The organism is Arthrobacter sp. UYEF36, from assembly GCF_040547025.1.
Lineage (GTDB): Bacteria > Actinomycetota > Actinomycetes > Actinomycetales > Micrococcaceae > Arthrobacter.
This window is the reverse complement of the sequence record NZ_JBEPOX010000011.1, coordinates 166191-189991: the sequence shown is the minus strand read 5'-3', so window position 1 is coordinate 189991 and position 23801 is coordinate 166191. Positions and strand designations below refer to the sequence as shown.

Here is a 23801-nt window from a genome sequence, read left to right as displayed (position 1 = left end):
GCCGCGGGGGGTGGCCCCGCGCCCCCCCGCCGCCGCGGGGGGGGCGGGGCCCCCCCCCCCCCCGGCCCCCCCCCCCCCCCCCGGCGCCCCCCCCCCCCCCCCCGGGGGGGCCCCCCCCCCGGGGCCCCGGGATAACGCCGGGTGAACGCGGCGAGTCATAAGTTCGTCACAATCTTCGCCACCGGGCCGCCACATTTCGTAGACTCAGTGGAGGTCATGAGTGCCAGCAACAGCCCCGGCTTGCTGGCCGGCAACCCTCCTTTTGCGGCGGGGTGCCCCGGGTGAAGACCTGGCCCGCCGGTCAGCTGACGGCGGGCAAGCGCGAAGTTAGGTCCTCACATGACGATTGCCGCCACCCGCCAGGGTGCACCTGAAAGCAAGACCTCCCGCCCCCATGCCCCGGTCCCGGGTGATACTGCCCCGGACGGCGGCGTCCCGGACGGGACGGTCCGATACCTCCGGATCGGCGACCTTGAGCTCGAATCCGGGGCCCGGCTGCCGGACGTCACCCTCGGCTACGAGACCTGGGGGATCCTCAACGCGGACCGCTCCAATGCCGTGCTGATCGAGCATGCGCTGACGGGGGACACCCACGTCACGCGGGGCGCCAGCGAGGAGCCGGGTTGGTGGGAGCAGCTCGCCGGCCCCGGCGCACCGGTGGACACGGAGGAGTACTTCGTCGTCTCGATCAACATCCTCGGCGGCTGCTACGGCTCCACGGGCCCGTCGTCGGCAGCGCCCGACGGAAAGCCCTGGGGCTCGCGGTTCCCGCTCGTCACGCTGCGGGACACCACCGAGGCCGAGGCCAGGCTGGCCGATGCCCTGGGCATCCGGAGCTGGTACGCCGTGCTGGGCGGTTCCCTGGGCGGGGCTCGTGCCCTCGAGTGGGCCGTCAGCTACCCGGAGCGGGTCCGGCGCTGCGGGGTGATCTCGGTCGGAGCCAGCAGCACGGCCGAACAGATCGCTTTTGCCCAGGCGCAGACGCTCGCCATCCGGCAGGACCCCAACTTCAACGGCGGGGACTACTACGGAGGCCCGGAACCGGAAGCGGGCCTGGCCCTGGCGCGGCGGATCGCGCACATCACCTACCGTTCGGCCGCGGAGCTGGACGAACGCTTCGGCCGGAACGCCCAGGACTCCGAGGCTCCGCTGGAAGCCGGATCCCTCGCCGGGCGCGGCCGCTACCAGGTGGAGAGCTACCTCGACCACCAGGGCAACAAACTGGTCCGCCGCTTCGACGCGAACAGCTACATCGCCATCACCGAGGCGCTCATGAGCCATGACATCAGCCGCGGCCGCGGCACCCTCGCCGACGCGCTGGCTCCTGCCACGGCCGAGTTCCTGCTGGCAGCCGTCGACTCGGACCGGCTCTACTTCCCGGCCCAGTCCCATGCGCTCGCCGCTGCCCTGCCGGGCGAGGTTGCCGTGCACACCATCGAGGCGCCGATCGGACACGACGGTTTCCTGACCGAGATCGGCCAGCTCAAAAGCCAGCTCCGGCGCCACTTCTTCGGCTAGACCACTGGGGGTCGAATTCTGCTGGACCGGCGGGAGGTTCCGTGCGGCCCGGGGCTAGCCTGGAATCCGACGGCCTCAACGCGAAGACCTCCGCCTCCACCTTGACCCTGATCGAGGCATACGCGCGGCATAACGGCCATGCCGATGTCCTGCGCGAATCCGTGGACGGAAGCACCGGGGAATGAGGCCAATTGTGCATTTTTGCAGATGCGCTCTGCACTAATGGCCGTTGAGGCCACGGGCGGGAGCGTCCATACTCGTTGAGAATGATGCCGCGTGTCACAAATCACAGGCATCCATAGCCCAGAGGTCCATAGGGTGTCGACGGAGACACCGAAGGAGTCGAAATGAGTACGCAAAACGCCGCCGCCAGGCGCCCGGAAGAGGAAGACGTCAAGTCGTCCGGACTGAAGAAGGTAGTAACGGCCTCCATGGCCGGCACCGTTGTCGAATGGTATGAGTTCTTCCTCTACGCCTCGGCCGCCACCCTCGTCTTCGGCAAGACGTTCTTCCCCAACTCCGGCACGGAACTGGACGGCATCATCGCCGCCTTCCTCACGTACGCCGTGGGCTTCGTCGCCCGCCCGATCGGCGGCATTGTCTTCGGCCACTTCGGCGACAAGTTCGGCCGCAAGCAGCTGCTCCAGCTCAGCATCATCCTGGTCGGTGTCTCCACCTTCCTGATGGGCTGCCTCCCCACCTTCCAGCAGATCGGCTACTGGGCACCGGCCCTCCTGGTGTTCCTGCGCTTCGCCCAGGGCTTCGCCGTCGGCGGTGAATGGGGTGGCGCAGTCCTCCTCGTCGCCGAGCACAGCCCCAGCAAGTCCCGCGGCTTCTGGGCCAGCTGGCCGCAGTCCGCCGTTCCGTTGGGCAACCTCCTCGCCACGGGCGTGCTGTTCACCCTGTCCTCCACGCTGTCCTCTGCTGACTTCCTCAGCTGGGGCTGGCGCGTGGCCTTCTGGCTCTCCGCCGTGATCGTGCTGGTCGGCTACTACATCCGGACCAAGGTCACGGACGCCCCCATCTTCCTGGAAGCCCAGAAGGAAGTCACCGTCGAAAAGAAGGGCTACGGCGTCGGCGAAGTGTTCCGCCGCTACCCGCGCGGCGTCTTCACCGCGATGGGACTGCGGTTCGCGGAGAACATCCTCTACTACCTGGTGGTTACCTTCTCGATCACGTACCTGAAGGTCATTGTGCAGACGGACACCTCCCGGATCCTGCTCCTGCTGCTCGTGGCGCACGCAATCCACTTCGCCGTGGTTCCCATGGTCGGCCGCATGTCGGACCACTTTGGCCGCAAGCCGGTCTACATGGCCGGCGCTGTCCTGGGTGGCACCTGGGGCTTCTTTGCCTTCCCGATGATGGACACCAAGAACGACCTCATCATCCTCGCCGCCATCACGATCGGCCTGATCTTCCACGCCCTGATGTACGCCGGCCAGCCGGCCATCATGGCCGAGATGTTCCCCACCCGGATGCGCTACTCCGGCGTCTCCCTGGGCTACCAGGTCACTTCGATCGTGGCCGGTTCCATGGCCCCGATCATCGCCGCGGCGCTGCTGAGCCAGTTCAAGTCCTCCACCCCGGTGGCCATCTACCTGCTGGGCGCCTGCCTCGTGACGATTGTGGCGGTGTTCTTCCTCAAGGAAACCCGCGGCGTCTCGCTGCACGACATCGACGCCGCCGATGCCCAGGGCACCGCGGAACTCCTGGCTGCCAGCAAAAAATAACGGGCACGAAGTAACAGGCGAAAGTAACCGCTAAGACGTTATGCGCAGCAACAACAGCCCGGTCCCCGCAACGCGGGGGCCGGGCTGTTGCTGTTGGGGCGGCTCAGCCTGCCAGGACTTCCTGGCGCTCGGAGATCTCCGTCCGCACCGCGTCGAGGACGGCCTGCACGGGGGCCGACCGCAGCGATTCAGCGCGTGCCACCGCCCAGATCGGAAGCTGCCGCTGGAAATCGTCCGGCAGCACCGGCAGGAAATTCGGGTCGCCGACCGCCAGGAAGTTGGGCAGCAGGCCGATCCCGGCGCCCCGCCGGACAGCCTCCAGCTGCGCAAAGATGCTGGTGGCCTGGAAGCTGGAGCGCGGCACGGGAAGCTGCGTGGAGCGGTGGCCAAGTTCGGCGACCTGGAGCGCCGATTCCACATAGGAGACAAAGCCGTGCTGCCGGACGTCGTCGAGCGTCACCGGCAGGCCGTGTTCGCGGGCGTACTGCGGGCTGGCATAGAGCCGGAGGAAGTAGTTGGACAGGAAGATGGCCTGCGCATTGCTGACGTCCAGATTGCCCACCACCACCTCAAGGTCCACTCCGGACCGGTTCTGGCTGACCTTGCGGGTGGCGCTGAGGATCTCGACGTTGAGCAGCGGATGGCCCTGTTGCAGCCGGACGAGCGCCGGAGCGACGAATTCGGCGCCGAAGCCGTCCGGGGTGCTGATCCGGACCAGCCCGGAGAGCACGTCCTCGGACTGCGCGATCCGGTTCGTGAGCGCCCCGAGGGTGCCTTCGATCGCCTCGGCCGCTGCCACGGCCTCCTGGCCCAGATCCGTCAGCTCCCAGCCGTGCGGGCTCCGCTCCAGGGTGCGCCCGCCCAGCTGTTTGTCCAGCGCCAGGATCCGGCGGGAGATGGTCGTGTGGGTGGTGCCGAGGGTCTCCGCCACGGCGTTGAACCTGCCCAGCCGTGCCACGGTCAGCAGGATCAGCAGGTCGTCCGGACTCGGAAGCCGCCGCAAGTCCACAAGAACTCCTCTGAATCCAGCTATGTGCATCCATGCACATAGCATCTGTAGTTTTTTCCCTTGATTGCACTGTAGCAGGGTGTGATGCTTGACACGGAACATCCGCCAAAAGGCCGGATCACACGCACCACGCAAAGCAAAGGAGCTTATGCCATGGCAGTAATCGCTTGGATCGGACTGGGGAACATGGGCGGGTCCATGTCGGTGAACCTCGTCACGGCAGGCCACGACGTCCGCGGATTCGACCTCAATGCCGAGGCCGTTGCCGCCGCCGTCGCCGGCGGGGTCAAGCCCGCCGGAAGCATCGCCGAAGCGGTCGACGGCGCCGACGTCGTCTTCACGATGCTTCCCAAGGGTGAGCACGCCCGCGCCGTCTACCTTGGCGACGACGGCGTCCTGGCCCACGCGGACACGCGCACGCTGCTGGTGGATTCCTCGACGATCGACATCGCCTCCGCCCAGGCCCTGCACGACGCCGCCGCTGCCGCCGGCTTCCGCTTCGTCGACGCCCCGGTCTCCGGCGGCATGAGCGGGGCGAAGGCCGCCACGCTGACGTTCATGATCGGCGGTGAGGAAGGTGCCGTGGCCGAGGCCACGGAATACATCAAGCCGATGGCGGCGAACATCATCCCCACCGGCGGCGCCACAACCGGCCAGGCCGCGAAAATCTGCAACAACCTCATGCTCTTCATCAACCTGGCCTCGACCGCGGAAGGCGCGGTGCTGGCGGACCGGCTCGGACTGGACAAGCAGGTCTTCTGGGACATCGCCTCCGTGTCCTCCGGCGACAGCTGGGCCCTGCGCACCTGGTACCCGGTAGCCGGAGTGGTGCCCACCGCGGCCTCCAACAACGACTTCGCCCCGACCTTCACCACCGAACTGGCCAACAAGGACATCGGACTTGCCATCAGCGCGGCACGGGACACCGGCACCCCGCTGGAAATCGGCGAGCACGTCCAGCAGCTCTTCCAGCGCCTTATCGACTCCGGGAAGGCCGGCATGGACTGCTCCGCGATCGTCAAGCTGGTCGACGGCACCCTCGACACGGCCAAGTAGCCACCCTCCAAGCAGTCACCCTGCCCTGCAGCCCGCTGCATACCCTGAACCTGCACCACACGAAAGAGACCCACCCCATGGAACGCATTCCGCACTTCATCAACGGCGCCCTGATTTCCGACGCCGAGCGCTACGGCCCCGTCTTCAACCCGGCCACCGGCGAGCAGGAGAAGGAGGTCGCCCTGGCCTCCGCCGCCCGCGTCGAGGAGGCCATCGAGGCCGCCCGCGCCGCCCTGCCCGGCTGGCGCGCCACCAGCCTTGCCAAGCGCACCAACATCTTCTTCAAGGTCCGCGAACTGATGATGCAGCGCCGGCCCGAACTGGCCGCACTCCTGACCAGCGAGCACGGCAAGGTCCTCTCCGACGCCGAGGGCGAAATCACCCGCGGCCTGGAGAACATCGAGTTCGCCACCGGGCTGTCCCACGCCCTCAAGGGTGAGCGCTCCGAACAGGTGGCCGGCGGCGTCGACGTCCACTCGGTGCGCCAGCCGGTCGGTGTGGTCGCCTGCATCACACCGTTCAACTTCCCGGCCATGGTGCCGCTGTGGATGATCGGCAGCGCCCTGGCCTGCGGCAACACCGTACTGCTCAAGCCCAGCGAAAAGGACCCGTCCTCGGCCATCTTCATCGCGCAGGTCTTCGCCGAGGCCGGCCTGCCCTCCGGTGTCCTCAACGTCGTGCACGGCGACAAGGAAGCCGTTGACGTGCTGCTCGAACACCCGGACGTCAAGGCCATCAGCTTCGTCGGCTCGACGCCGATCGCCCAGTCCATCTACAAGCGCGCCGCCGATCACGGCAAGCGTGTGCAGGCCCTGGGCGGTGCCAAGAACCACATGGTGGTCCTGCCGGACGCGGACCTGAACATGGCCGCCGACGCCGCCGTGTCCGCCGCGTACGGCTCTGCCGGCGAGCGCTGCATGGCAGTCAGCGTCCTGGTCGCCGTCGGCAACATCGCCGATGAGCTCGTCGAGGCCATCACCACCCGGATGGGCACGCTAAAGATCGGTCCCGGGACCGACCCGGCGTCGCAGATGGGCCCGCTCATCACCGCGGAGCACCGCGACAAGGTCGCCTCCTATGTCGCCGGCGCGGCCCAGGAAGGCGCCACCGTGGTGGTGGACGGCCGGGACCAGAAGTTCGACTCCAACGGCTTCTTCATCGGCGTCAGCCTGGTTGACCACGTCAAGCCCGGCATGAAGGTCTACGACGACGAGATCTTCGGCCCGGTCCTGTCCGTGGTCCGCGTCGAGAGCTACGCCGACGCCGTCAAGCTCGTCAACGACAACGAGTTCGGCAACGGTGTGGCGATCTTCACCCGCGACGGCGGCGCCGCGCGGCAGTTCGAGTTCGACGTCGAGGCCGGCATGGTGGGCGTCAATGTGCCGATCCCGGTTCCGGTGGGAACCTTTTCCTTCGGCGGATGGAAGAACTCGCTCTTCGGCGACACCCACATGTACGGCCCGGAGAGCATCCGCTTCTACACCCGCGGCAAGGTGGTCACCACCCGCTGGCCGGACCCGTCCACCTCGGTGATCGACCTCGGCTTCCCCCAGGTCGACTGACGCCACACCGCCAAAAAGCAACGCGGGGTCACCTTCCGCCCATCCACGACTGGATTATGGGCGGAAAGTGACCCCGCGTTGTTTCCGGTGGGGGTCAGCCCTTCATGATCTCCGCGCGCTGGGCCATGTAGTCATCCATGCTGAGCTCGCCCTCGCTGTACCGCTGGTCCAGCTCCGCGAGCTTGCGCGCCCGGAAGCCCTGCGGGGCCGACGGCGACGGCGGCGGGGGTACCGCGGGGCCCGACGGCTGCTGGCCGCCGGGCTGCCAGGAGCTGGACTGCGGGGTGCTGGACTGCGGAGTGTTGGACTGCTGGTTGCCGGGGTACCCCGGGCTGTCCTCATAGGGGACGGGAGGCTGGTAGCCCTGCTGGCCCGGGTACGGCTGCCCGGGGTACGTCTGGCCCGGGTACGGCTGCCCGGGGTACGTCTCGCCCGGGTACGGCTGGTTGGCAGGCGGAGCGGGCTGCTGAGGGGCGCCGAGCTGGCCGAAGGCCCCGTAGTAGTCCCGCTGGGTGAACCCGTCACGCGGCTGCTTGTTCTGCGGTCCCGGGTAGTGGCCGGGAGCGTCGCCGGGGAACTGCCCGAACTGGTCCGGGCCGCCGGGCATGCCCTGGTTCTGGTTCCGGCCGCGCATCGACTTCTTGTAATAGCGCATCGCCATCGGGATCAGGAATGACAAAACTATGATCCAAAAGAACATACTGTTCACGGTACCGGGCCTCTCAGGAAGTGTTCTTCCAGCTTAACGCCCACACCCGGATCGTGGTGCCCGGCCGCCAGGCCGCCGGCTCCCGGGTGCCCGGCCGGGCCCCGGTCAGGAGCGCACCGGCTCTTCGGCGCCGGGCGGACCCTCGCCCGAGCCGAGCGGCACCCCGGGGCCGAAGACCGGCCCCGGGAGGGGCCGCTTGGCCGTGATGCCGTCGCCGGAGGAACGGTTCCGGAGCCGGCGGACCACCCAGGGCACGAAGTGTTCGCGCGCCCAGACCAGATCACCGGACCGTGCCTGCCGCCAGCTGCGCTGCGGCAGGGGCTTGGGGGAGAGCGGTTCGAGGGTGTGCTCGACGTTGAGCGAATCAAGGACCATGGCCGCGATGGTGTGATGGCCCAGCGGTGAGAAATGCAGCCGGTCCGCATCCCACATCTGCGGATCGTTCAGCTGCCGCAGGGACCACATGTCGGCGATGATGGCGTCATGGCGGGCTGCGATGGTGCGGAGGTTCTCGTTGTAGATGGCCACTTTGCTGCGCACCCGGCCCAGCACGGACGAACCGGTGTCGGGACCGTTGAAAAGGACCACCGTGGCGCCGGCCAGGGTGAGGATCTGCACCACCGAGTCCAGCTTCTCGGCCAGGGCATCCGGATCCCCGCCGGGGCGGATCAGGTCGTTCCCGCCGGCGGACAGTGTCACCAGGTCGGGCCGGAGGGACAGGCAGTGGGCCAGCTGCTGGTCCACGACCTGCTGCAGGAGCCGGCCCCGGACGGCGAGGTTGGCGTAGGCGAAGTCCTCGTGCCCGCGGCTCAGCTCCTCGGCCACCCGGTCCGCCCAGCCCCGGTGGCCCCCGGGGCTCGCCGGCTCAGGATCGCCAATGCCTTCGGTGAAGGAGTCGCCCATGGCCACATAGCGGGTCCAGGGGTGGGTCACGGGGTTCTCTGGAGAGTTCTCGAGGGCTTCGGTTTCGCTCACCTTCATATCGTGCCCTCTTCCGGCAACGCTACGCCACCGTAGGTTGTTACCTGCGGGTAACTGTAAGAATGGACCCATGACTGAAGCCGCTGCCTTCCCCGCCCCCGTTGTCCTATGGTCCAAGCCCGAGGAGGAGCGGGCCGGAAAGCCGCTCCTGGTCCTGCTGCACGGCTACGGGGCCAACGAAGAGGATCTCCTGAGCCTGGCGGAGCTGCTGCCGCAGGATTTTGCGGTGGCCTCGGTGCGCGCTCCGATGGTGTCCGGCGCAGGGTTCACCTGGTTCCCGCTGACAGCGTCGGTCGACTACTCCCTCGACGCGGTCAAGGATGGCGCCGCCTACGTGGAGGACTGGCTGGACACGGTCCGGCCGAACCACCCGTCCGTGACGCTGCTGGGCTTTTCGATGGGCATGGCGCTGGCTACCACGTTGCTCCGGCGGCGGCCCGCGGACTACGCCGCCGTCGTCGGGCTGTCCGGGTTTGCGGTCGACGCCGGCGGTGACCCCAGCTTCCACGACGCCGAACTGGACGGGACGGTACCGGTGTTCTGGGGCCGCGACCAGCAGGATCCGGTGATCACACCGGACAAGATCGACTTCACGATGGGCTGGGTGCGCAAGCACGTGAAGCTCACCAAGGTGCTCTACACCGGCATGTGGCACGGCATCAACCAGCAGGAAATCGGGCACGTCTCCGAGTTCCTCACCCATGGGGTGCTGACCAAGTAGCCGCACGACGACGGGCGGCCCGCCCGGCGTTTAGCGCCGGAGTCAGGCTCCGGCGGGCGTTGCGATCCGCACGGTCCGGCCGTTCACGGTCACGGTGTCGCCGTGGTGGAGCTGGCGGCCGCGGCGCTCGTCGATCTCACCGTTGACCTTCACGAGCCCGCTCTTGATCAGCTCCGCGGCCTCCACCCCGTCCTCGACCAGGCTGGCCAGCTTCAGGAGCTGGCCGAGCCGGATCATGTCGTCGCGGATGGGGATCTCTTCAATTTCCGGGTTGCTCATACAAGCAATGATGCCTGACATAAGGTGGCAACAATGACGCACAAGCCCCGGCTTCCGTTCTTCGCCGGGTTGCCCCTCGCCGTGGCTGCGGGGCTGCTCATGCCCATGCAGGGCAGGATCAACGGCGCGCTGGGGGTGGCGCTCGCGGACGGAATCGCCGCCGCGGTGGTGAGCTTCACCACCGGGCTGGTGCTGATGATCGCCGTGTCGCTGGCGCTGCCACGCGGCCGGGACGGGCTGCGGCGGATCCTGCCGGCGGTCCAGGAGCGTCAGTTCCCGCCCTACTACGTCCTGGCCGGCTGCATCGGCGGGTTCTTCGTCTTCGCACAGTCCACCACGGTGGGTCTGCTGGGGGTAGCCCTGTTTACCGTCGCCACCGTGACCGGGCAGACCCTCAGCGGGCTCCTGGTGGACCGGATGGGGATCGGGCCGGCCGGCAGGAGGTCCATCACCGGCATCCGGGTGATCGGCAGCATCCTGACCGTCGCCGCCGTCGCCTGGGCGGTATCGCCACGCTTCTCCGGCGCCGGTCCCGGGCCTGGGGAGCTGGTCGTTCCGGTGCTCCTTCCCGTTCTTGCCGGCTTCCTGATGAGCTTCCAGCAGGCCATGAACGGCACAGCCGCCGTGCACTACGGCACGCCCATCGCCGCGACCTTGATGAACTTCGTCGCCGGCGCGGTGGTGCTCTGGGCTGCCTGGCTGGTCAAGGTCGCCGTCGCGGGACCGGGCAACGCGCTGCCGGGGGAGTGGTGGTACTACCTGGGCGGGCCCATGGGCTGTGTTTTTATCGGCGTCGGAGCCCTGCTGGTCCGCAGCCTGGGCGTACTGGTGACCGGACTCGGCATGATCGCGGGCCAGCTGCTGGGCTCGCTGGGACTGGACCTGGCGCTCCCGGCGCCCGGTACCGTGGTGGCGCTGCCCACCGTGCTCGGCACCCTGCTGACCCTCGCTGCGATTGTGCTCGCCAGCCTGCCCTGGCCCAAGGGGGCCCTGGCGCGGGGGCGCCGGGAGCCAACAGGCCGGTAGGCTAGGAGGCGCAGCTTCCTGCACCGCCATCATTGACCACCCCTCCCGGGATGTGGGCTTGGTGCGTGTGCATATTTGTGCTTAAAATTTGCGTTTTGTAGTGCCCCGTCCGGCAACCAGCCGGGGTCCCGGGGCTGAAACCGCGGACCGCACCCAGCGGCCCTGTAGAAAGTGGAGTTCCCATGGCAGCAAAATCCGTCCTCGACCAGATCATTTCCCTCGCCAAGCGCCGGGGTTTCGTATTCCAGGCCGGTGAAATCTATGGTGGCTCGCGTTCTGCCTGGGACTACGGCCCCCTCGGTGCTGAGCTGAAGGAAAACATCAAGCGCCAGTGGTGGCAGTCCGTGGTCCGCGGCCGCGAAGACGTCGTCGGCCTGGATTCCTCCGTCATCCTGCCGCGCCAGGTCTGGGAAGCGTCCGGCCACGTCGACGTGTTCTCCGACCCGCTGGTCGAGTGCCTCTCCTGCCACAAGCGCTACCGCGCCGACCACCTCGAGGAAGAATACGAGGAGAAGAAGGGCCGTCCCGCCGAGAACGGCCTCAAGGACATCGCCTGCGCCAACTGCGGCACCCGCGGCGAATGGACCGAACCCCAGGAATTCTCCGGCCTGCTCAAGACCTACCTCGGCCCGGTGGCCAGCGAAGAGGGCCTGCACTACCTGCGCCCCGAGACGGCCCAGGGCATCTTCGTGAACTTTTCCAACGTCCTCACCACCTCCCGCAAGAAGCCCCCGTTCGGGATCGGCCAGATCGGCAAGTCCTTCCGCAACGAGATCACCCCGGGCAACTTCATCTTCCGCACCCGTGAGTTCGAGCAGATGGAAATGGAATTCTTCGTCGAGCCCGGCACCGACGAGCAGTGGCACCAGTACTGGATGAAGGAGCGGATGTCCTGGTACACCGGCCTCGGCATCCGGGCGGACAACCTGCGCTTCTTCGAGCACCCGCTGGAAAAGCTCAGCCACTACTCCAAGGGCACCACGGACATTGAATACCGCTTCGGGTTCCACGGCTCCGAGTGGGGAGAGCTCGAGGGCATCGCCAACCGCACGGACTTCGACCTGTCCACGCACTCCAAGGCCTCCGGCCAGGACCTGAGCTACTTCAACCAGGCCACCAACGAGCGCTACACCCCGTACGTGATCGAACCCGCCGCCGGCCTCACCCGCTCCTTTATGGCTTTTATGATCGACGCGTACACCGAGGACGAGGCGCCCAACGCCAAGGGCGGCGTCGACATCCGCACCGTGCTCAAGCTCGATCCGCGCCTGGCCCCGGTCAAGGCCGCCGTGCTGCCGCTGAGCCGCAACGAGGACCTGTCCCCGAAGGCCAAGGACCTCGCCGCCCAGCTGCGCAAGAACTGGAACATCGAGTTCGACGACGCCGGCGCCATCGGCCGCCGCTACCGACGCCAGGACGAGATCGGCACCCCGTTCTGCATCACCGTGGACTTCGAGACCCTGGACGACCAGGCCGTCACGATCCGCGAACGCGACACCATGAGCCAGGAACGCGTCTCCCTGGACAAGGTGGAGGGCTACCTGGCCGCACGGCTGATCGGCGCCTGATCATGGCAATCGCATACCGCGAATGGCGCGACGGGGATGACCTTGCCCTGCTGGAGATGTGGGGCGGGCCGGAAACCGAGCAGGCCCGGCAGTTCCGCGCCACCCTGGCGGCCTCGGGCAACGCGCCGTGGCGGCGCTGCATCGTGGCCGAGGACGTCGTCGACGGCGTGGCCATCCCGGTCGCGGCCGGTGTGGTCCACGAGGCCTCGCTGCACCCGGAACGGCTCTGGGCCTACGTCGAGGTCGACCGGCACCACCGCCGCACCGGCGTCGGCTCCACGCTGCTGACCATGCTCCGGCACGAAGCGGCTCAGTCGCCGTCGGGTGTCTCCAGGCTCCGGACCAAGGTGGAACCGGGCACCCCCGGGGCGGCCTTCGCCGAGGCGGCGGGACTGGCCCCGATCCAGCGCTCCCGGCTCGTTGTTGTCGACCCCGGCGCCCTCCGTCTGCCCGTCTTCGGTGACGGTTCTGAGGCTGCCGCCTCCGAGCAGATCGAGGACCTGGCCACCGGTTCGGTGGAGCTCAGCGACGTCGTGGGCCGCTACTACACGGCCGTGCACGGCTGGGACAGCCCCGGGGACCTCAGCATTGGCACGGTCCAGCGGCTGTTCCTCGACGAGCTCAGCGGCGCCCACGGCGCCATTGTGCTCCGGGCGCCGAAGGCCAGCGCCTTCGGCCAGGGCGTGCCGGCAAGCAGGAAGGGCCAGCTCCAGGCGTTCGCCATCAGCTACGCCGAGCTTGACCCCACAGGGGACAAGGCAGCAGCGGAGGGCACCGCCCCGGCCGGCCAGCCCACCGACGTGTTCCTGGGCCACGAGCCCAAACTCTCCGCGGACGAGGCCCGGGGCGCCGTCCGGGACCTGCTGGCGCTGATTGCGTTCCAGCACCCCGTGCTGCTGGAGCTGGACGACTCGATGGAGGCGCTGCGTGCCGTCGTCGAGCCGCTGCTGGAGAGCGGCAAAGCCCGCGTCCAGGGCGCCGAGACCCTGGTAGTCTCCGACCCGGCGTAAGCCCCTCAACACCACTGACCCGCAGTAGGGAACCACTGCGGGTCAGTTGCGTTTGAGGCGGGTGTGAGTCTGCTGGCCCGGCGGCATGCCCGGCGGCAGGAACGTGGTGAGGCGTTCACCCGTAACGGGGCCTACCGGCGCCGGCCGCCTGGGCGCCGCGGACCTTCGGCCTTGTCCAGGCGTTGCCGTTCCTCGTCGGTGGGGGCTCCGCCGCCAAGGTCCGCCGGCATCCACCAGGCGCCCGGCGACGGGGTCAGGGGAAAGTCCGCGATGCCGGCATCGATTCCGGCCTGGAGGATCCCGCGCAGCGCTTCGGTGGACTGCTGGGCGTCCTGGTCCGGGCCAACGGTCATGGCCTCGCCGACGTGGATCCGGACCGGGGCGCGCCAGGCACGGGCGGGGGAGAATCCGTGGCGGCGGGTCATCAGCCGGTGGGCGCCCCAGACGGACACGGGGATGATGGGCACTCCGGCCTCGGCGGCCATCCGCACGGCACCGGTCTTGCATTCACGCACCCGGAAACTGCGGCTGACGCCGGCCTCCGGCAGGATCGCGACGTACTCGCCCGCCTTCAGCCGGGCGACGGCGGCGTCATAGGCGTGGGAGCCCGAGTCGTACCCCACCGGGACGTGCCCGGCGGCGCTGACCGCAGGCCCGGCAAACCAGTGGTCGGCGGCGGCCTGGGTGACCAGGAAACGCATTTGTGCCCTGGCGTGCCACCACAGGAGCAGCTCGGCGAAGGCGAAGTCGAGGTAACCGAAGTGGGTAATGGCGACGACGGCCCCCCGGCCGGGGACGACGCGGCGGGACGCGCCGCGCGGAGCATTGTTGCGGGGCTCCGGCGCCGGGAGGTGCTCGCGTCCGGTGACGATGACCCGGATCCGGAACAGCCGGCGCAGCGCCAGGCCGGTGCGGACAATGACGCGGTAGAACCTGTCGCTGGGCCGGGGCCGCCACGGCATCCTAGCGGCCGCCCGGCTGGTGACCACCGACACGCGGCGTGCGGGGCGGCAGGGGCAGGAAGCCCGAGGTGGATTCCACGTATTCCTTGTAGCCGGGGCGGGCGGACATGGCCTTCTCGGTGAGAGGCTTGCCGGACTTGCCGGCGAGCAGCCAGATCATCAGGGCGGGGCAGAGAAGAGTCAGCACCCCGGGCCAGGAGTCAGCGGCGACGAGGAAAATTCCGGTCCACACGGCGGCGTCGCCGAAGTAGTTCGGGTGGCGGGTGTAGCGCCAGAGCCCGGTGTTGAGCACGGTGCCGCGCCTGGACGGATCGGCCTTGAACTGCGCCAGCTGCCAGTCGCCGACCGTCTCGAAAACGAAACCGACCACCCAGAGCAACACGCCCAGCCAGGCCAGCCAGCCGAGGCTTCCGGTGCTGAACATCCCCACCTGGACGGTGAGCGAGACGAAGAACAGGATCACGCCCTGCGGCAGGTAGACCTTGCGCAGCGCGTAGACGTTGCGGGACCCGGGGGCGGAGGAGAGCATGTCCACGTACCGTGGATCCTCGTGACCACCGCGGGCCCGGAGGCCAATGTGGAGGGCGAGGCGGATGCCCCAGACCGCCACGAGCGCCAGCAGCACCAGGCGGCGGCCGCCGTCGCCCTGTCCGGCCGAGAGGAGCCAGGAGATGGCGGCCACGACGACGAAGCCGAGCCCCCAGACGGTGTCGATGACGGAGTGGCGGCTCTGGCGGACGGCGACGGCGAAGGTGACCGCCAGCAGCACCACGAGGCCCGCCGCCACCCACGGGAGGCTGGCCAGGAAAGCCCCCAACGGGAAAACGCTGAGCGGAAAGTCCGGCATCACAGCACCACCGGGAGGCTGGCGCCGGAGGCGGGAAGGAGGCTGCGGAACGCGTCGGCGCTGCTGCCCTGGAGGTCGCGGCCGGAGCTGCCGGCGAAGGCATCGAGGATGAAGCCGTTGGCGAGCGAGTTCCATAGGCCCACCCGGCGGAACATAAAGTGCCCGGCACCCTTGAGGGCGATGTAGTCCACCGACTTCGCGACGCCGTCGGCCCGGCGGGCATAGGCGAGCGAGTTCGCGGGGCTGGTCCAGCGGTCCTCGGTGCCATGGACAATCAGGATCCGCCGGCCGGCCACGCGGTCCACCGGCGTCTGGGCATCGAGCCAGGGCGCCAGGGCGGCGACGGCTTCCACCTGCGGGTGGTCCGCGACGCAGAGCGCGGTCAGGCCGCCCATCGAGTGGCCCAGGAGATAAATGGGGATCCCCGGGTGCTCCCGGCTGATCTGGGCGAGCGCCCAGCGGGCGTCCTGCACGGGGGACATGTCCTTCCCGTTCCAGCCCCGGTACCGGTTCCGGAGGGTCCAGACGGCCAGCCCGTCGCGTCCGCCGCCAGTGCGCAGTGCCCGGGCGAAGGGCAGCATCCGGGCGGGGCTCAGGTGCCCGCCGCGGACGGATTCGAAGCTGTTGGACCGCCCGCCGTGCAGCACCAGGGCGACGCCGCGGGTTTCCCCGGTGGCTCCGGCAATGCTCAACACGGCCTTGGCGTCCGCCCCGGGACCCGCCGGCTCGGGGTTGCGGTCGTCGATCTTGCGTATGGCCATGCCGTATCCTCCACATCTTGTCCGTCAATTCCAACCTTAGGGCGCAGGGCCCGCAGTGAACATTCGGAGCGGCGGGCCTGAAAGATGGGGGCGGACAGTCGACGTATGACGGGGGCTGCTCCCGGCGCCGGCGGGCGCCGGCCGGGGGCCTGTCCGGCGCTGGCCGGATCCCCTTGACGGGGCAAAGGCGGAGGAGTAAGCCTGTGCTCATAAACCTCCGGGCGCCATGCCGGCTGGGAGCACAGATCACCGTCCGGGTCGGGAACCACGACGAAATCGACGGTACAGAAAATGAATGGAAGCATCTTCGATAGCCTGCGCGGGCAGGTCCGCGGGCAGGTCATCACCTCTGGCGACGCGGGCTACGACGAGGCGCGGGCGGTGCAGAACGGCATGATCGACAAGCGGCCGGCAGCGGTGGTGCGAGTGTCCCAGGTGGCGGATGTGATCGCCAGTGTCAACTTCGCCCGGGACAATGCCCTGGCTGTGGCCGTCCGCGGCGGGGGCCACAGCGGACCGGGATTTGGCACCGCTGACGACGCGCTGGTCATCGACTTCACCAACACCAGAGGGGTCCGGGTTGATCCGGCCAACAAGACGGCGCGGACCGAGGCGGGCGCAACCTGGGCAGACTTCAACCACGCCACGCACGCCTTCGGGCTGGCGACCACCGGCGGCATCGTCGGGTCGACCGGCGTCTCAGGGCTGACCCTCGGCGGAGGCATTGGCTATCTGGACCGGAAATACGGGCTCAGTTGCGACAACCTCCTCTCGGCCGACGTCGTCACCGCGGACGGGAAGTTCCTCACGGCCAGCGAAAGCGAAAACGACGACCTCTTCTGGGCGCTGCGCGGCGGAGGCGGGAACTTCGGCGTCGTGACCTCGCTGGAGTTCCGACTGCATCCGGTGGACATGGTCCACGCCGGCATCATCATCTATCCGGTGGAGCACGCCGAAACTGTCGCGAAGTTCTACCGTGAGGAGCTGGCGGCAGCGCCTGAAGAGCTGGGTGCTTTCCTCGCCTTCCACCAGGGGCCGCCGGTGCCCTTCCTTCCGGAAGAGTGGCACGGGAAACCGGTCTGCGTGGTGGTCGGCATGTGGACCGGTGACCCGGCCGAAGGGCCGGCCCGCTGGCAGCCGTTCCTCGACGCGGCGCCGGTGGCGGGGTCCATGGTGGGGCCGATGCCTTACCCGGCCTTGAACTCGGCCTTCGACGGAATGTACCCCAAGGGGCTGCTGGCCTACTGGAAGGCGGCCTTCCTGCCGGAGCTCAGCGACGGAGCCATCAACGCCCACCTGGAGTTCGGAAGCCGGGTGCCCAGCGTCCAGACTGCCGTGCACATCTACCCGATCGACGGCGCGGTGCACCGGGTGGGCGTCAACGACACAGCCTTCCCGAACCGGAACGCCAAATTCTCCCCGGTCATCGCCTGCCATTGGGAGGATCCCGGGGACACCGAAGCGAACATCGCCTGGGTGCGGGATTACGCCGCGGCTCTGCAGCCCTTCTCGGAGAATGCGGGCTACATCAACTTCATGGACGGCGACGATCTGCCCCGGGTCGCGGAAAACTATGGGCCGAACTACAACCGCTTGCGCGGGATCAAAGCCACATACGATCCGCAGAACCTCTTCCATGTGAACCAGAACATCGTGCCCGCCTAGCCTGGCGGGCTTCCGCGGCGCCCAGTGCCCGGTGTGCGCGCTGCGCCGCCCGGTCCGGTGCCCGGTGCCCGGTGCGCGCCGCGCCGCGCGTCGGGCGCCACGGCCCGTCATGCGTCAGGACAGGGCCGCGAAACGCCGTAAAGTCTTCGGCATGAGGTTGAACTGCTGATGGGCGCCGGACATTCACACACCGCACAAGGACACGCGGATCCGACGCCCCAGGCGCTCGTGGCTCGGAAGAAAGCCAACCTCATCCTGGCCGCCATCCTGATCCCGCTGACGCTGCTGACCCTCGTGGCGATGGCGCTGCTGTGGCCCTCGGGCAGCAAAGAGGGGATCACGCTCGCCAGCCCCTACGCGGCCGCGCCGGGCGTCACGTTCGACACCGGCAAGATCCAGCGCGTAGTCACCGGCAGCTGCATGGACGCCCTCCCGCAGGGGCAGACCGGGACGGACGCGGCCCCGCAGCAGGGCTCGGAATGCACTTTTGCGTTCACGGACCCGGACAAGGGCGGCAACCCCGTCAAGGTCGTCATCAACCCCGACGTCGCCAAATCCCACGGCGTGAAGGCCGGCGACAACATCCGCTACCTGAACCTCTCCAAGGTCCAGGGCGCCGAAGCCCAGGGCACGCCCGCCTATGTCTTCGTCGACTTTGTCCGGACCCTGCCGATCATCTTCCTCGCGGTGCTCTACGCCGTCGTCGTGATCGCCGTGGCCCGCTGGCGCGGGCTGCGCGCTCTGATCGGGCTCGTCGGCGCTTACGGTGTGCTGGTGTCCTTTATGCTCCCGGGCCTGGTGGAGGGCAAGCCGCCGCTCCTGCTGGCGCTGGTGGGCTCGACGGTGATCATGATCGGGGTGCTCTACTTCGCCCACGGTTTCTCCGCCAGGACCTCGACGGCGCTGCTGGGCACCATGTTCGGCCTGGCGATTACGGCCCTGCTGGCAGCCTGGGCCACCGACGCCGCCAACCTCGCCGGCGTCGGCAGCCACGATTCCGCCACCCTCGCGAACATCTCGGGCAACATCTCCATCTCCGGCATCATTCTCTGCGGCCTCATCATCTCCGGCCTGGGCGTCCTCAACGACGTCACCATCACACAGTCCTCGGCTGTCTGGGAACTGTGGGAACTGGCCCCGGAAACCTCCGCCCGCCAGCTCTTCACCTCCGCCATGCGGATCGGCCGGGACCACATCGCCTCGACCGTGTACACGATCGCGTTCGCCTACGCCGGTGCGGCCCTGCCGGTGCTGATCCTGGTGATGCTCTACGAGCGGCCGCTCGGTGATGCCCTCACCAGCGCCGAGCTCTCCGAGGAAGTGATCCGCACCCTTGTCGGCTCCGTCGGGCTGGTCCTGGCAATCCCGGTCACCACGCTGATCGCGGTGCTCGTTGTGAAGGCGACCGGGATCAGGGCCCTGGGTACGCCTGGCGGGGGCCGGAGCGCCGGCAGCAGGGACGCGGTCATGAGGAGCACCGGCGGCACGGCCGCCGTCGCTTCCCCTGCAGTCGTTTTCCCTGCCACTGCTGCCCCGGACGACGCCGGCCCCCGGTCCGAGGTTGGCGGCGCCGACCCCGGGGATGCCTTCGAAGCGGCGCCGGCCGGGCGCCGCGGGCGGCGCGCTGCCGCAGGGGACTGACCCCGGGTTTCCACATAGCAGGCATGGATCCGGCCGATTTGCCCGGATTTGAGACAATGAACAGGTGACTGTTGTAGCTACCCCTCCCGCCCCCAAGCTGGAACTCCCGCCCCTGAAGCTGGGCCCGATCACGGTGGACACCCCCGTGATCCTGGCTCCCATGGCGGGCATCACCAACTCCGCGTTCCGCAGGCTCTGCCGTGAATACGGCGGCGGCCTGTACGTCGCGGAGATGGTCACGTCCCGCGCCCTCGTGGAGCGCACGCCGGAATCCCTGCGCATCATCGCGCACGACGACGACGAGAAGGTCCGGTCCGTCCAGCTTTACGGCGTGGACCCCGTCACGGTCGGCCAGGCCGTCCGTATGCTCGTCGAGGAGGACCGCGCGGACCACATCGACCTCAACTTCGGCTGCCCCGTGCCCAAGGTGACCCGGCGCGGCGGCGGCTCGGCCCTGCCCTGGAAGATCGATCTGTTCACCTCGATCGTGCAGACCGCGGTCCAAGAAGCCTCCAGGGGCAACGTCCCGCTGACCATCAAGATGCGCAAGGGCATTGACGAGGACCACCTGACCTACCTTGACGCCGGCCGGATCGCGCGCGACTCCGGCGTCGCCGCCGTCGCGCTGCACGGCCGCACCGCCGCGCAGTTCTACTCCGGGCAGGCCGACTGGTCCGCGATTGCCCGGCTGCGTGAGGCGCTGCCGGACATCCCGGTGCTTGGCAACGGCGACATCTGGTCCGCGGAGGACGCCGTCCGCATGGTCCGCGAGACCGGCGTCGACGGTGTGGTGGTGGGCCGCGGCTGCCAGGGCCGCCCGTGGCTGTTCGGAGACCTCATGGCCGCCTTCGAAGGCAGCGACGAGCGCCACAAACCGGCCCTGCGGCAGGTGGCGGAAGGCGTGTACCGCCACGCGCAGCTGATGGTCGAAACATTCGGCAACGATGAAGGCAAGGCGCTCCGGGAGATCCGCAAGCACATGGCCTGGTACTTCAAGGGCTACGTCGTCGGCAGCGAACTGCGGACCAAACTGGCCATGGTGACCAGCCTCGAGGTCCTGCGCCACACCCTGGACCAGCTGGACCTCGATTCGCCGTACCCCGGAGTTGACGCCGAAGGCCCCCGCGGCCGTGCCGGTTCGCCCAAGAAGCCTGCCTTGCCCAAGGACTGGCTGCTGGACCGCAACATGGACGCCGCTCAGTCGCGTGAGATCTGCCACGCGGAACTGGACGTGTCCGGTGGCTGAAACCAGGACCACCGCCCCCGTGCTGGACGGTTATGTGGCCAGGGACTCCGCCCGCTGGGTGGAGGAGCCGCCCAAGTCCACGTACCGCTCCGACTTCGAACGCGACCGGGCCCGGGTGCTGCACTCCTCGGCTCTGCGCCGGCTCGGGGCGAAAACCCAGGTCGTGGCCCCGGACACCGACGACTTCGTCCGTACGCGCCTGACCCACAGCCTCGAAGTAGCCCAGGTGGGCCGCGAACTGGGCCGTGCCCTGGGCTGCGATCCCGACGTCGTGGACACCGCCTGCCTCAGCCACGATCTCGGCCACCCGCCGTTTGGCCATAATGGCGAATCGGCGCTGAACGAGGTCGCGCACGCGATCGGCGGGTTCGAAGGCAACGCCCAGACGCTGCGCCTGCTGACCCGGCTGGAGCCCAAGGTCCTCGCCGCGGACGGGCGCCCCGCCGGACTCAACCTCACCCGCGCCAGCCTCGACGCCGCGGCGAAGTACCCGTGGTCGGCAGCGAACGCCCCCGTCCTCCACGGCCAGCGGACGAGCAAGTTCGGCGCCTACGAGGACGACCTGCCCATCTTCGACTGGATCCGCGAGGACGCCCCGGGGCTCCGCTCCTGCCTCGAAGCGCAGGTCATGGACCTCGCCGATGACATCTCCTACTCGGTCCATGACGTCGAGGACGCGATCGTCGCCGGGCACTTCCAGCTGCGCTGGATGGATAATCCGGACCACCGTGCCCGGGTGGTCGGCTACGCCAAGCAGTGGTACCTGCCGCACAACGACCCGGCGGCGATTGACGCTGCCCTCGCCCGGCTGGAAGCCACGAGTGTCTGGGTGCGCGAGGCCGATGGCAGCCGCAAGTCGATGGCGGCGCTCAAGGACATGACCAGCCAGCTGATCGGCCGGTTCTGCCAGAGTGCCTTGGCGTCCACCCGCGCTGTCTATGGCCCGGAGAACCTGACCCGCTACAACGCCGAGCTGATCGTTCCGGACGAGACCGTGATGGAGATCGCCGTGATGAAGGGCCTGGCCACCACCTTTGTGATGACCACCGAACACCGGCAGCCCATTTACGAACGCCAGCGCGAGGTCCTGCACGCTCTCGTGACGGCCCTGAGCGCCACCGGGGACCGTCATCTGGAGCCGATGTTCGCCGCCGACTGGCGCGACGCCCAGGACGACGGCGCGCGGCTGCGCGTCGTGATCGACCAGGTCGCGTCGTTGACCGACGGCTCTGCGCTGGCCATGTACGAGCGGCTCGTGGGCAGTTTGCCCTCGCTGTGGTGACGGCTCTGGTGACGTTGCCCGCAGTGTCCTGCGATGCGCTGTTCCTGTCGGGGCGCGGTACTAGGATGGCACTGTGGCCGGCCTGATCAAACGCGAAGATATCGACGAAGTACGCCAGCGCACGGACATCAAGGAAGTCGTCGACGGCTACGTGACGCTCAAGGGTGCGGGTCTGGGCTCCTTCAAAGGCCTGTGCCCCTTCCATGACGAACGTTCGCCCTCGTTCACCGTCCGTCCCCAGGTGGGCAGGTACCACTGCTTCGGCTGTGGTGAGGACGGCGATGTCATCTCCTTCGTGCAGAAACTGGACCACACGTCGTTCCACGAGGCCGTCGAAAAGCTCGCCGCCCGGATCGGCTTCGAGCTCCGCTACGAGGACGGCGGTTCCGGACCGAACCGCGAGGATGTCGGACGGCGGCAGCGACTGCTCGATGCCCATAAGGTCGCGGACGAATTCTTCCGCGCCCAGCTGCTGACCCCCGGAGCCACCGAGGGCCGCAACTTCCTGCACGAACGCGGCTTTGACCGCGCCGCAGCCGACCAGTTCGGCGTCGGCTACGCCCCGCAGGGCTGGGATTCGCTGCTCAAGCACCTCCGCGGCCGGGGCTACACGGATCCCGAGCTCAAACTCACCGGCATGTTCTCTGAAGGCGGCCGGGGCATCTATGACCGGTTCCGCGGCCGGCTGATCTGGCCCATCCGCGACATCGCCGGCGACACCATCGGCTTCGGCGCCCGCAAGCTCTTCGAGGACGACCAGGGCCCCAAATACCTCAACACCCCCGAGACCGCGCTGTACAAGAAGTCGCAGGTGCTCTACGGGATCGACCTCGCCAAGAGAAATATCGCCAAGGACCGGCAGCTCGTCGTGGTGGAGGGCTACACCGACGTGATGGCCTGCCACCTCGCCGGGATTCCGACCGCGGTCGCCACCTGCGGCACGGCCTTCGGCACCGAGCACATCAAGATTGCCCGCCGCCTGCTCTCCGACGACGGCAGCGGCGGGGAAGTCATCTTCACCTTCGACGGCGACGCCGCCGGCCAGAAGGCGGCCCTGCGGGCCTTCGAGGAGGACCAGCGGTTCGTGGCACAGACCTACGTCGCTGTGGAGCCCAACGGCGCAGATCCCTGTGAGCTGCGCCAGTCCAAGGGCGACGCCGCCGTCCGGGACCTGATCACCACCCGCCGCCCATTGTTTGAATTCGCCATCCGTGCCGCCCTGAAACGGCACAACCTGGACACGGTCGAAGGCCGGATCGCGGCCCTGCGGGAATCCGCCCCGGTCGTCGCCCAGATCCGCGACGCCGGCATCCGTCCCGCCTACGCCCGTGAACTGTCCGGCTGGCTGGGCATGCCGGTCGAGGAAGTCAGCCGCGCGGTGGGCGCTGCCGCCAAGCGCGCCGCACAGCCGCCGTCGGGCGGCTCCGGCCCCTACCAGGGGCAGGGCAACAGCCAGGGCCGCGGCCCTGGCTCCGGGTACACCACGGTGACCGGCGGGGGATCCGCTCCGGGGCTGGCGCCTTTGCCGCCGTCGGCCGTGCTGCCCTCCTTCAACCGCCCCGATCCGCGCGACCCCGTGGCGGCGATGGAACGGCAGGCGCTGGAGGTTGCCCTCCAGCAGCCCGGGATGCTCGAAGGTGAGACCTGGCAGCGCTTCTCCGAGGCGAGGTTCTCGACGCCGGCGTACCTGGCCATTCACGAGGCCATCCGGGCCACTGGTCTGGCGTTCGCCGGTGACCCGGTGCGCTGGGTGGAACAGCTGCTGCAGGAGGTGCCCGAGCCGCTGCGGCCGCTCGTGTCCGAGCTGGCCGTGGTCCCGCTGCCGGCCAGCACCGCGGACGGTGTCCTGCGCTATTGCCGGGACATTCTGGCGCGCCTGTTCGAGCTGCAGATCACCAGGGTTAAGGCTGAAAAGATGGGACAGCTGCAGCGGCTGGACGCCTCGGCCGACCCGGAGGAATTCCAGCGGCTGAACCGCGAGCTCATGCAGCTGGAGATGCAGAGGCGGTCCCTGCGCTCGGAAGCCTGATTCCCGGCGCGGATCGTCGAGGCCTGGTTGCCCCGCCGTGGTGTCCCGCAGGGCGCAATTTCACTTCCCGGCAGGGTGTTTGCTAGGCTTATATCCGCTTCATTCCTCCTTAGCTCAATTGGCAGAGCATTCGACTGTTAATCGAAGGGTTGCTGGTTCAAGTCCAGCAGGAGGAGCGCGCAGTCCCCGTCCCGGTTCG

At 68.6% G+C, this 23801-nt stretch carries 21 protein-coding genes, 1 tRNA gene and 1 riboswitch; of the genes, 15 read left to right on the top strand and 7 right to left on the bottom strand.

Features of this window, described 5'->3' with window-relative positions; translation table 11 throughout:
• Nucleotides 1-212 precede the first annotated feature (212 nt).
• A riboswitch (SAM riboswitch) is annotated at nucleotides 213-328 on the top strand.
• 11 nt (nucleotides 329-339) lie between these two features.
• The 3 genes from metX (at nucleotide 340) to ABIB29_RS16395 (ending at nucleotide 3248) form a co-directional block, all read left to right on the top strand.
• The gene (metX, locus tag ABIB29_RS16405) at nucleotides 340-1518 is read left to right on the top strand and encodes a homoserine O-acetyltransferase MetX (RefSeq protein WP_354173862.1); all 1179 of its coding nucleotides are present in this window, start codon (nucleotides 340-342) and stop codon (nucleotides 1516-1518) included.
• A gap of 41 nt (nucleotides 1519-1559) precedes the next feature.
• Nucleotides 1560-1703 carry a mycothiol transferase gene (locus ABIB29_RS16400; RefSeq protein ID WP_354173861.1) on the top strand — a complete coding sequence of 48 codons (144 nt, stop codon included), beginning with the start codon at nucleotides 1560-1562 and terminating at the stop codon, nucleotides 1701-1703.
• A 162-nt stretch (nucleotides 1704-1865) separates the two neighbouring features.
• The gene (locus tag ABIB29_RS16395) at nucleotides 1866-3248 is read left to right on the top strand and encodes an MFS transporter (protein ID WP_354173860.1); all 1383 of its coding nucleotides are present in this window, start codon (nucleotides 1866-1868) and stop codon (nucleotides 3246-3248) included.
• A 103-nt stretch (nucleotides 3249-3351) separates the two neighbouring features.
• On the opposite strand, the gene ABIB29_RS16390 is transcribed toward ABIB29_RS16395, so the two are convergent.
• A complete protein-coding gene (locus ABIB29_RS16390) occupies nucleotides 3352-4251 on the bottom strand; it encodes a LysR family transcriptional regulator (protein WP_354173876.1) in 900 nt (299 codons plus the stop codon).
• A 159-nt stretch (nucleotides 4252-4410) separates the two neighbouring features.
• Here ABIB29_RS16390 and mmsB point away from each other — a divergent pair, with 159 nt between their 5' ends.
• Both mmsB and ABIB29_RS16380 read left to right on the top strand, forming a co-directional pair.
• Nucleotides 4411-5313: a 3-hydroxyisobutyrate dehydrogenase gene (mmsB, locus tag ABIB29_RS16385; RefSeq protein ID WP_354173859.1), complete on the top strand. Its 903-nt coding sequence runs from the start codon at nucleotides 4411-4413 to the stop codon at nucleotides 5311-5313.
• 77 nt (nucleotides 5314-5390) lie between these two features.
• Nucleotides 5391-6875 carry a CoA-acylating methylmalonate-semialdehyde dehydrogenase gene (locus ABIB29_RS16380; protein WP_354173858.1) on the top strand — a complete coding sequence of 495 codons (1485 nt, stop codon included), beginning with the start codon at nucleotides 5391-5393 and terminating at the stop codon, nucleotides 6873-6875.
• A gap of 94 nt (nucleotides 6876-6969) precedes the next feature.
• On the opposite strand, the gene ABIB29_RS16375 is transcribed toward ABIB29_RS16380, so the two are convergent.
• A complete protein-coding gene (locus ABIB29_RS16375) occupies nucleotides 6970-7554 on the bottom strand; it encodes a hypothetical protein (protein WP_354173857.1) in 585 nt (194 codons plus the stop codon).
• A 135-nt stretch (nucleotides 7555-7689) separates the two neighbouring features.
• Nucleotides 7690-8565, bottom strand: coding sequence for an SGNH/GDSL hydrolase family protein (locus ABIB29_RS16370; RefSeq protein WP_354173856.1), 876 nt, complete (start codon nucleotides 8563-8565; stop codon nucleotides 7690-7692).
• Nucleotides 8566-8635: 70 nt separating this feature from the next.
• On the opposite strand from ABIB29_RS16370, the gene ABIB29_RS16365 reads away from it, so the two are divergent.
• Nucleotides 8636-9286, top strand: a complete 651-nt coding sequence (locus ABIB29_RS16365; protein ID WP_354173855.1) for an alpha/beta hydrolase — start codon at nucleotides 8636-8638, stop codon at nucleotides 9284-9286.
• A 42-nt stretch (nucleotides 9287-9328) separates the two neighbouring features.
• On the opposite strand, the gene ABIB29_RS16360 is transcribed toward ABIB29_RS16365, so the two are convergent.
• Nucleotides 9329-9565 (bottom strand): RNA-binding S4 domain-containing protein, encoded by a 237-nt coding sequence (locus tag ABIB29_RS16360; RefSeq protein ID WP_354173854.1) that lies wholly within the window; start codon nucleotides 9563-9565, stop codon nucleotides 9329-9331.
• Nucleotides 9566-9598: 33 nt separating this feature from the next.
• On the opposite strand from ABIB29_RS16360, the gene ABIB29_RS16355 reads away from it, so the two are divergent.
• The 3 genes from ABIB29_RS16355 (at nucleotide 9599) to ABIB29_RS16345 (ending at nucleotide 13169) form a co-directional block, all read left to right on the top strand.
• Nucleotides 9599-10591 carry a DMT family transporter gene (locus tag ABIB29_RS16355; protein ID WP_354173853.1) on the top strand — a complete coding sequence of 331 codons (993 nt, stop codon included), beginning with the start codon at nucleotides 9599-9601 and terminating at the stop codon, nucleotides 10589-10591.
• 182 nt (nucleotides 10592-10773) lie between these two features.
• The gene (locus ABIB29_RS16350; RefSeq protein WP_354173852.1) at nucleotides 10774-12159 is read left to right on the top strand and encodes a glycine--tRNA ligase; all 1386 of its coding nucleotides are present in this window, start codon (nucleotides 10774-10776) and stop codon (nucleotides 12157-12159) included.
• Nucleotides 12160-12161: 2 nt separating this feature from the next.
• A complete protein-coding gene (locus ABIB29_RS16345; protein WP_354173851.1) occupies nucleotides 12162-13169 on the top strand; it encodes a GNAT family N-acetyltransferase in 1008 nt (335 codons plus the stop codon).
• A gap of 131 nt (nucleotides 13170-13300) precedes the next feature.
• Here the strand turns inward: ABIB29_RS16345 and ABIB29_RS16340 are convergent, their stop codons facing one another.
• From ABIB29_RS16340 to ABIB29_RS16330, 3 genes are read right to left on the bottom strand one after another with little or no spacing between them, the layout of a single operon-like run.
• On the bottom strand, nucleotides 13301-14131 hold the full coding sequence (locus tag ABIB29_RS16340) for a lysophospholipid acyltransferase family protein (protein WP_354173850.1): 831 nt from the start codon (nucleotides 14129-14131) through the stop codon (nucleotides 13301-13303).
• 1 nt (nucleotide 14132) lies between these two features.
• Nucleotides 14133-14978, bottom strand: coding sequence for a DUF1295 domain-containing protein (locus tag ABIB29_RS16335; RefSeq protein WP_354173849.1), 846 nt, complete (start codon nucleotides 14976-14978; stop codon nucleotides 14133-14135).
• Nucleotides 14978-15739: an alpha/beta hydrolase gene (locus tag ABIB29_RS16330; RefSeq protein WP_354173848.1), complete on the bottom strand. Its 762-nt coding sequence runs from the start codon at nucleotides 15737-15739 to the stop codon at nucleotides 14978-14980. The genes ABIB29_RS16335 and ABIB29_RS16330 overlap by 1 nt, the downstream gene beginning before the upstream one ends.
• Before the next feature lie 291 nt (nucleotides 15740-16030).
• Between ABIB29_RS16330 and ABIB29_RS16325 the strand changes: the two genes are divergently transcribed.
• The 6 genes from ABIB29_RS16325 to ABIB29_RS16300 all read left to right on the top strand — a co-directional run bounded on the left by ABIB29_RS16325 (nucleotide 16031) and on the right by ABIB29_RS16300 (nucleotide 23778).
• Complete coding sequence (locus tag ABIB29_RS16325) at nucleotides 16031-17404, top strand: FAD-binding oxidoreductase (protein WP_354173847.1); 1374 nt, start codon at nucleotides 16031-16033, stop codon at nucleotides 17402-17404.
• Nucleotides 17405-17572: 168 nt separating this feature from the next.
• Nucleotides 17573-19045 carry a YibE/F family protein gene (locus ABIB29_RS16320; protein ID WP_354173846.1) on the top strand — a complete coding sequence of 491 codons (1473 nt, stop codon included), beginning with the start codon at nucleotides 17573-17575 and terminating at the stop codon, nucleotides 19043-19045.
• A gap of 64 nt (nucleotides 19046-19109) precedes the next feature.
• Nucleotides 19110-20291: a tRNA dihydrouridine synthase DusB gene (gene dusB / locus ABIB29_RS16315; RefSeq protein WP_354173845.1), complete on the top strand. Its 1182-nt coding sequence runs from the start codon at nucleotides 19110-19112 to the stop codon at nucleotides 20289-20291.
• Nucleotides 20284-21573: a deoxyguanosinetriphosphate triphosphohydrolase gene (locus ABIB29_RS16310; protein WP_354173844.1), complete on the top strand. Its 1290-nt coding sequence runs from the start codon at nucleotides 20284-20286 to the stop codon at nucleotides 21571-21573. The genes dusB and ABIB29_RS16310 overlap by 8 nt, the downstream gene beginning before the upstream one ends.
• Before the next feature lie 73 nt (nucleotides 21574-21646).
• On the top strand, nucleotides 21647-23602 hold the full coding sequence (gene dnaG / locus ABIB29_RS16305; RefSeq protein ID WP_354173843.1) for a DNA primase: 1956 nt from the start codon (nucleotides 21647-21649) through the stop codon (nucleotides 23600-23602).
• 103 nt (nucleotides 23603-23705) lie between these two features.
• A tRNA-Asn gene (locus ABIB29_RS16300) sits at nucleotides 23706-23778 on the top strand.
• Nucleotides 23779-23801 lie beyond the last annotated feature (23 nt).

What these genes read in the sequence shown, in the direction of transcription:
- ABIB29_RS16330 (WP_354173848.1), bottom strand. Translation starts at nt 15,739, where the DNA reads ATGGCCATACGCAAGATCGACGACCGCAACCCCGAGCCGGCGGGTCCC.
- ABIB29_RS16340 (WP_354173850.1), bottom strand. Translation starts at nt 14,131, where the DNA reads ATGCCGTGGCGGCCCCGGCCCAGCGACAGGTTCTACCGCGTCATTGTC.
- ABIB29_RS16365 (WP_354173855.1), top strand. Translation starts at nt 8,636, where the DNA reads ATGACTGAAGCCGCTGCCTTCCCCGCCCCCGTTGTCCTATGGTCCAAG.
- ABIB29_RS16360 (WP_354173854.1), bottom strand. Translation starts at nt 9,565, where the DNA reads ATGAGCAACCCGGAAATTGAAGAGATCCCCATCCGCGACGACATGATC.
- ABIB29_RS16350 (WP_354173852.1), top strand. Translation starts at nt 10,774, where the DNA reads ATGGCAGCAAAATCCGTCCTCGACCAGATCATTTCCCTCGCCAAGCGC.
- ABIB29_RS16325 (WP_354173847.1), top strand. Translation starts at nt 16,031, where the DNA reads ATGAATGGAAGCATCTTCGATAGCCTGCGCGGGCAGGTCCGCGGGCAG.
- ABIB29_RS16380 (WP_354173858.1), top strand. Translation starts at nt 5,391, where the DNA reads ATGGAACGCATTCCGCACTTCATCAACGGCGCCCTGATTTCCGACGCC.
- ABIB29_RS16335 (WP_354173849.1), bottom strand. Translation starts at nt 14,978, where the DNA reads ATGCCGGACTTTCCGCTCAGCGTTTTCCCGTTGGGGGCTTTCCTGGCC.
- mmsB (WP_354173859.1), top strand. Translation starts at nt 4,411, where the DNA reads ATGGCAGTAATCGCTTGGATCGGACTGGGGAACATGGGCGGGTCCATG.
- ABIB29_RS16395 (WP_354173860.1), top strand. Translation starts at nt 1,866, where the DNA reads ATGAGTACGCAAAACGCCGCCGCCAGGCGCCCGGAAGAGGAAGACGTC.
- ABIB29_RS16320 (WP_354173846.1), top strand. Translation starts at nt 17,573, where the DNA reads ATGGGCGCCGGACATTCACACACCGCACAAGGACACGCGGATCCGACG.
- ABIB29_RS16355 (WP_354173853.1), top strand. Translation starts at nt 9,599, where the DNA reads ATGACGCACAAGCCCCGGCTTCCGTTCTTCGCCGGGTTGCCCCTCGCC.
- ABIB29_RS16345 (WP_354173851.1), top strand. Translation starts at nt 12,162, where the DNA reads ATGGCAATCGCATACCGCGAATGGCGCGACGGGGATGACCTTGCCCTG.
- ABIB29_RS16370 (WP_354173856.1), bottom strand. Translation starts at nt 8,565, where the DNA reads ATGAAGGTGAGCGAAACCGAAGCCCTCGAGAACTCTCCAGAGAACCCC.
- metX (WP_354173862.1), top strand. Translation starts at nt 340, where the DNA reads ATGACGATTGCCGCCACCCGCCAGGGTGCACCTGAAAGCAAGACCTCC.